Raw genomic sequence first — 6,311 nt, forward strand, 5'->3', positions numbered from 1 at the left:
TTAACCCTGTTGAAAAATATTGGGCTCGGATTAAGAAAATACGTCAGGATTGGCGGCTTGACTGCATCGATACCCTTTTCTTTTACTTTATGCGGATTTGTACTGTTTTTTAATTTCTTTGACTATATAGTAATCTTTTGTCTGTTGGGAAGGGTTTTACAAAGATCTCAGGCCGTCTGAAAATTGTTTCAAACGAAACAGTTTTCAGACGGCCTTATTGCATGATTTACCAATATAAATCTTAAAAACCATTATTTCGCTGTGGCAGCCGAAGCAGCTTGAGTCGTCGGAGTGCTGGCTGCGGAAGCGGCTAGCGGTTCTGCGGCTGCTTGGCTTGCTGCTTCTGAAGCGGGTACAGTAGCCGGTGCGGCTTTTTGCGTATTTGATGTAGCCGGCTTGTCGGCTACATTGCTGCCGAATATGGTTTTGAACCACAAGACAATGCTGTCCCATGTGCGGCTGAACCAGCTGCCTTCGGCAACGCTGTTGAGCGCGACCACGTCTTTTTCGGCCACGACTTCGTTGCCTTTCATCAGCTTGAGTTTACCCAATACTTGGCCTTTTTCAATCGGTGCCAATACAGGTTGCACGGTTTCTAAAATCGGTTTCAAGCTTCTGCCGGTGTCGTGTGGGATGGTGATATAGGTTGCACTGACAAAACCGATGTGTACGGCGTTGACTGCGCCTTTATAGACTTTGACTTGCGAAATGGCTTCGTTGGCGTTGTAAAGTTTCGGTGTGTCAAAGGCTTGCAGTGCCCAGTTCAACAATTTTCCGCTTTCGGAAGCGCGCGCTTCGATGGATTCGGTGCCGACAACAACCGATACGATGCGGCGGCCGTTACGTTTGCTGGATGCGGCCAAGCTGTAGCCGGCGCTTTCGGTATGGCCGGTTTTCAAACCGTCAACGTTGGGGTCGCGGTAGAGCAGCAGGTTGCGGTTGGGTTGTTCGATATTGTTGTATTTAAATGATTTAATCGAAAATACGGGATAGTATTTCGGGAAATTTTTAATTAATGCGGCAGACAATAAGGCCAAATCATTAACGGTGGAAACGTGGCCGTTTGAAGGCAGGCCGGTCGGGTTGTTGAAATGGGTATTGGTCATGCCTAAGAGTTTGGCCTCATCGTTCATTTGTCTGACGAATTCGTCCACCGAGCCGTTGCCCATGGCTTCGGCCAACGTCATGGTGGCATCGTTGCCGGACTGAATCACCATACCTTTAATCAAATCGCTGACGCTGGCCGGAACGTTGGGATTGAGAAACATGCGTGAGCCTCCGATTTTCCAGCCTTGGTCGGACACAGTGAGCATTTGGCCGGCTTTTAATGTACCGTTTTCCAAGGCTTTGAAAGTCAGATAGGCGGTCATCATTTTGGTTAGTGAGGCCGGTTCGATTTGGGCATCCGGATTGTTGGAAGCCAAAATCTGGTTGCTGTGTAAATCTTTGACGATAAATGCGGTAGCGGCGATTTCCGGCGGTTTGGTCGGGCTGTTGATGCTCGGCATTAAGATTTCGGGCTGCGCTGCGGGGGCGGTATTGGCGGCAGATTGAGGCGCGGCAAGTGAATGGGTGACCATTAAGGCGGCTAAGGTCAGGCTGAATAGCGTTTTTTTCATAACTTAGGTGTATCAATATTTATTGGAGTAATGCGTAAAAAAAGGCCGTCTGAAACTGAATGATAAAGCCATGTGTGGGGTTGAATCTCAATAACTGGCTAAGAACCGGCAGGATGGAAGGTAAGGTTTCAGGCGGTCGCGAAAGGACAGCCGCATATTATACCGATTCGGGCTTGGTTTGCTAAGATTTTTCTTGCGTTCGGACGGTCTGAGGGGTATGGTTTTGCCTTTTCGCTGTTTTGTTGGCAAAGTTTGACGATTATTTCGACGGCGATGGCTTAATTATTTTTTAAACGATTGATTCTAAATAGATACACTCATGAACACTCCCCCATCTTATTCCGATTATCTGATTCGTATTTTAACCGCTTCCGTGTACGATGTTGCGGTGGAAACCCCGTTGGAACCTGCCCGTAGTTTGTCAGGCCGCCTGAACAACAATATCCTGCTCAAGCGTGAAGATTTGCAGCCGGTGTTTTCATTCAAAATTCGCGGCGCCTACAACAAAATGGCCAAATTATCCAAAGAAGCTTTGGCTTGCGGCGTGATTGCGGCTTCGGCAGGCAACCATGCGCAGGGTGTGGCATTGTCGGCACACCGCTTGGGTTGCCGTGCGGTGATTGTGATGCCGGAAACTACGCCGCAAATCAAAATCGATGCGGTGAAAAACCGTGGTGGTGAAGTGGTGTTGAAAGGCGTATCGTACAACGATGCTTACGATTATGCGATGGAGTGGGCGAAAAAAGAGGGCTTAACCTATATCGCGCCGTTTGACGACCCCGATGTGATTGCCGGTCAAGGCACGGTGGGCATGGAAATTGTGCGCCAGCGTGCAGACACAATCGATGCTGTGTTTGTGCCGATCGGCGGCGGCGGCTTGGCGGCCGGTGTGGCGGCGTTTATCAAACAAGTGCGCCCCGATATTAAAGTTATTGGCGTGCAAACTGATGATTCCTGCTGCATGAAGCAGTCGATTGAAGAAGGCAAAATCGTGGCGTTGAAAGATGTCGGCCTGTTTTCAGACGGCACAGCGGTGAAAGTGGTTGGCGATGAAACCTTCCGCCTGTGCCAGGAATTGCTTGACGGGGTGATTACGGTCGATACCGATGCCATTTGCGGCGCGATTAAAGATATTTTTGACGACACCCGCAGCATTATGGAGCCGGCTGGCGCATTGGCATTGGCCGGTTTGAAAGCCTACATCGCCAGAAACGGTGCGCAAAACCAAACTTTAATCGCCGTGACCAGCGGCGCCAACATGAATTTCCACCGTCTGCGCCACGTTTCCGAGCGCAGTGAATTAGGCGAAGGCAATGAAGGCATTTTCGCGGTAACGATTCCCGAAGCGCCGGGCAGCTTCCGCAAATTCATTGATTTGCTGGGCAGCCGCAACATTACCGAATTCAACTACCGTTACGGCAATGAAAACAAGGCCCATGTCTTTGTCGGCCTGCAAACCGCCGGTGCGCGTGATTTGGTCACCATCAAGGCCTTGCTCACCGATGCCGGTTTGCCAAACGTGGATTTGACCCATGATGAAATTTCCAAAATCCACATCCGCTACATGGTTGGCGGCCGCACTGATAAAGTGAACAACGAACGTTTGGTCAGTTTTGAATTTCCCGAACGGCCGGGCGCATTGGCGCGTTTCCTGAACCACATGCAGGGCAGCTGGAACATTACCTTGTTTCACTACCGCAACCACGGTGCGGATTACGGCCGTATTTTGGTGGGCATTGATGTGCCGCCTGCCGATGAAGCTGCATTTAATGAATTTTTAGATAATTTGGGTTATCTCTACCAAGACGAAACGGATAACCAAGCCTATCAATTGTTCTTGGCGTAAAGCATAAAAGGCCGTCTGAAATTTTCAGACGGCCTTTGTATTTATTTAGGGGCTCAGGAAGCAAATCTAATCCAACGGCATATTCCGTAACATTTCCAATAAAATTGCATACAGGTTATCATGTCTGTGATTAAAGCGGAATCCCGTTTCTTTCAGGTGCCAATAAAATGTCCGTCCGGATACGCCGTTAAATTTAACCGTCCTGTTTTTTGCATAAGCCCAAAATGACCCCATTCCGTTGATATGCCGAACCCCTCCGGCAAACCCGTTATCTGCGTGACGGACACGGAAGTGTTTTTCACAGCCCATATCAACCAGAACCACGCCGGCCATCGGTATTGGTAACGCCTTTGATAGGGAGATGACCCCGGATAACCTTTTGCAGCGTGGCTTTTAAAGCACCGGGTACGGTTCTGGTACGGACCTTGTCATCACGCTTCAATATGCCCAATACGGTGGTTTTTCCACCGGCTCCCCGAGCCTGTTTGCCACAGAATGCGTCTGGCACCGGAATTCTGAAAATGGGGTTTGCTTCCCACATTCGCCAGCAATACGGTGCCGCAGTTTGGGGAACGGGTTGTTGGCACTTCGGACACTGGCTGCCGTTAATCCGGCTGTGTCGGAAGCAGTCAAACCTGAGGCAGAAAGGCGTAATATTTGCCGGAATTTCTGCTCAGAAAGTTTACTGGGTTTTGGGTACTTGTTTTTAATATAGATATCAGAAGCTTACCATAAAGTTTTATGATTTTGCTTCCTAAGCCCTTTATTTAAACTCAAACCTGCCAATCAATTTCCGCTAAGCCTTGCGCCTTCAAATAAGCATTGGCTTGTGAAAAATGACGGCAGCCGAAAAAGCCGCGATGGGCGGAAAGCGGCGACGGATGCGGCGCAGCCAATACCAAATGGCGACTGCGGTCGATAAACGCGCCTTTTTTCTGCGCGTGGCTGCCCCAAAGCATAAACACAATATGTTTGCGGTGTTCGTTGAGCTGGGCAATCACACGGTCGGTAAATTGCTCCCACCCCAAAGGCGCGTGCGAATTCGCTTGTCCGGCACGCACGGTCAACACGGTATTGAGCAGCAAGACGCCTTGTGCCGCCCAATGCTGCAAATAGCCGTGTTGCGGAATCTGAAATCCTTCGATGTCGGCAGCCAATTCTTTGTAGATGTTCGCCAAAGATGGTGGAACCTGAATCTCCGGCCGCACTGAAAACGACAAACCATGCGCCTGTCCGGCGCCGTGATATGGGTCTTGTCCCAAAATCACGATTTTGACTTGGTTAAACTCTGTCGCCTTAAATGCATTGAACACGTCGGCCGCCGGCGGATAAATCACCTGTCCGGCCTGCCTTTCCTGTTTAACGGTTGCGATAATATGCTGGAAATAGGGTTGCTCTTTTTCCGTGCCGATGGCTTCGTGCCAAGTTTGCATAATGGTTTGCCTGTCAAAATCAATGTAGCCGATTATAACATGTTCAGACGGCTTCAAGCGGCAAACAGGTCGTTTGAACAGGTACCCGCATGTTTTTGATAGCCGGCGATAAATCCGTTAAACTGAACATAAACATAAACCGCTTCCATTTACTCCGAAAGGAAAAATCATGCGTTCACACCGATTGCGCGAACTTTTAGAATTGCTCGAACCTTATTGGAAACAAGAGCCGGAAATGCATTTAACCCAAATTTTGCAGAAAATCGCCGATGAAGCAGGCTTTAATAAACCTGTTGCCGAGCTGACCGACGAAGTGGTTATTTACCATCTGAAAATGCACGGCAAAGACAAAACCGCACCTGTGCCGGGTATTGCCAAAGATTACGAAGAAGATTTCAAAACCGCGCTGCTGCGCGCGCGTGGGATTTTGAAGGATTGAGAAAAGGCCGTCTGAAAGTAACTTTTTCAGACGGCTTTCCATTCCAAGACTAATCATCTTCACTTGCGGTAATGACAGCAAGCGTCCGGGTATCGGGCTGATACACACTCAAACACCATACGCCCCACCAATCCAAACCTTCATCAAAGTAATTGCTGAATAATAAATTTTCTTGAGAACCGTCGGCATAAGCCTGATGGCGGACCCAATCGTAAATGTCGGCCTGTGGGTGGTTCAGCCCGCATAAATCGCAGAAATCCGACCACAAAGCCAAGCTCGCCAGTTCGTCAATATTTTGTAATTCATAAGGTGGGTGAATAAATTGATGGCAGAGCTGTGCGCTCCAGTTTTGCATATGTCCGTCATGGTTTAACGACATTTTGTCATAAGCGTGTTGTGCTGATAAAGGCGGTAACCGAATGCAAGACATACGCTCCGGTATTAAGCGCAAAGTAAAATATGCGTCATCATGCGCTATTTTCTTAAGCAAGCGTTGCTGGTCTTGTTGATGGCTTTTCGGGTTGGAATGGGCCTGAATATACTGTAGTTTGTTAAGATTTTCTGTGTGTATTCTTTGGCGCAAATCATCATATTGCGGACGGATAAGGTTTTCAAAATACGTTATCACTGCGGTTTGGTGGTCAGCTTCAGTAGGGGCAGTTACTTGCGGCCATATTTGAACACTGAACTGAAAGGCGCAGCAGACTTGTTGCATACGCAAAATTAAGTCTTGCTGTTGTGCTGTGATTGATAAGGGATTGCTATGGAAAAACATTTTTATTCCTTAAAAGCCTGCATGAATAAAAGGCTGTCTGAAAATCAAATCGATTGTTCAGATGGCTACGCCATCGCCCAACTGCAACGATCCAAAACCGACAAACAAGATGCAAGGCTCATAGCCCAATACAGCCAAGACAGACAACACAAATTGAGACCGTGGAAACCACCGGCACCGGAACAAAAGCAGCTCCAAG

The 6,311-nt window shown here is 48.5% G+C and carries 5 protein-coding genes and 2 pseudogenes; 3 read left to right on the forward strand and 4 right to left on the reverse strand.

The features are described 5' to 3' along the window. Positions 1 to 251: 251 nt before the first annotated feature. On the reverse strand, positions 252 to 1,619 hold the full coding sequence (locus C7N83_RS12560) for a D-alanyl-D-alanine carboxypeptidase family protein (RefSeq protein ID WP_106743052.1): 1,368 nt from the start codon (positions 1,617 to 1,619) through the stop codon (positions 252 to 254). Between the two features lie 319 nt (positions 1,620 to 1,938). Here C7N83_RS12560 and ilvA point away from each other — a divergent pair, with 319 nt between their 5' ends. After that, positions 1,939 to 3,465: a threonine ammonia-lyase, biosynthetic gene (gene ilvA / locus C7N83_RS12565; RefSeq protein WP_106743053.1), complete on the forward strand. Its 1,527-nt coding sequence runs from the start codon at positions 1,939 to 1,941 to the stop codon at positions 3,463 to 3,465. A gap of 66 nt (positions 3,466 to 3,531) precedes the next feature. On the opposite strand, the pseudogene C7N83_RS12570 reads toward ilvA, so the two are convergent. Both C7N83_RS12570 and ung read right to left on the reverse strand, forming a co-directional pair. After that, positions 3,532 to 4,182: pseudogene (locus tag C7N83_RS12570) on the reverse strand (IS1595 family transposase). 56 nt (positions 4,183 to 4,238) lie between these two features. Next, the gene (gene ung / locus C7N83_RS12575) at positions 4,239 to 4,898 is read right to left on the reverse strand and encodes a uracil-DNA glycosylase (RefSeq protein ID WP_106743058.1); all 660 of its coding nucleotides are present in this window, start codon (positions 4,896 to 4,898) and stop codon (positions 4,239 to 4,241) included. 169 nt (positions 4,899 to 5,067) lie between these two features. On the opposite strand from ung, the gene C7N83_RS12580 reads away from it, so the two are divergent. Next, positions 5,068 to 5,337 carry a YihD family protein gene (locus C7N83_RS12580; RefSeq protein ID WP_106743055.1) on the forward strand — a complete coding sequence of 90 codons (270 nt, stop codon included), beginning with the start codon at positions 5,068 to 5,070 and terminating at the stop codon, positions 5,335 to 5,337. Positions 5,338 to 5,386: 49 nt separating this feature from the next. On the opposite strand, the gene C7N83_RS12585 is transcribed toward C7N83_RS12580, so the two are convergent. Further along, positions 5,387 to 6,112, reverse strand: coding sequence for a hypothetical protein (locus C7N83_RS12585; protein ID WP_106743056.1), 726 nt, complete (start codon positions 6,110 to 6,112; stop codon positions 5,387 to 5,389). A 63-nt stretch (positions 6,113 to 6,175) separates the two neighbouring features. Here C7N83_RS12585 and C7N83_RS12590 point away from each other — a divergent pair. Continuing rightward, positions 6,176 to 6,311: pseudogene (locus C7N83_RS12590) on the forward strand (IS110 family transposase); the annotation flags it as partial.

Source organism: Neisseria iguanae, assembly GCF_003013245.1.
GTDB classification, from domain to species: domain Bacteria; phylum Pseudomonadota; class Gammaproteobacteria; order Burkholderiales; family Neisseriaceae; genus Neisseria; species Neisseria iguanae.

Bases quoted from the DNA above. Each gene is read 5' to 3' on its own strand.
- C7N83_RS12560 (WP_106743052.1), bottom strand. From the start codon at position 1,619: ATGAAAAAAACGCTATTCAGCCTGACCTTAGCCGCCTTAATGGTCACC.
- ilvA (WP_106743053.1), top strand. From the start codon at position 1,939: ATGAACACTCCCCCATCTTATTCCGATTATCTGATTCGTATTTTAACC.
- ung (WP_106743058.1), bottom strand. From the start codon at position 4,898: ATGCAAACTTGGCACGAAGCCATCGGCACGGAAAAAGAGCAACCCTAT.
- C7N83_RS12580 (WP_106743055.1), top strand. From the start codon at position 5,068: ATGCGTTCACACCGATTGCGCGAACTTTTAGAATTGCTCGAACCTTAT.
- C7N83_RS12585 (WP_106743056.1), bottom strand. From the start codon at position 6,112: ATGTTTTTCCATAGCAATCCCTTATCAATCACAGCACAACAGCAAGAC.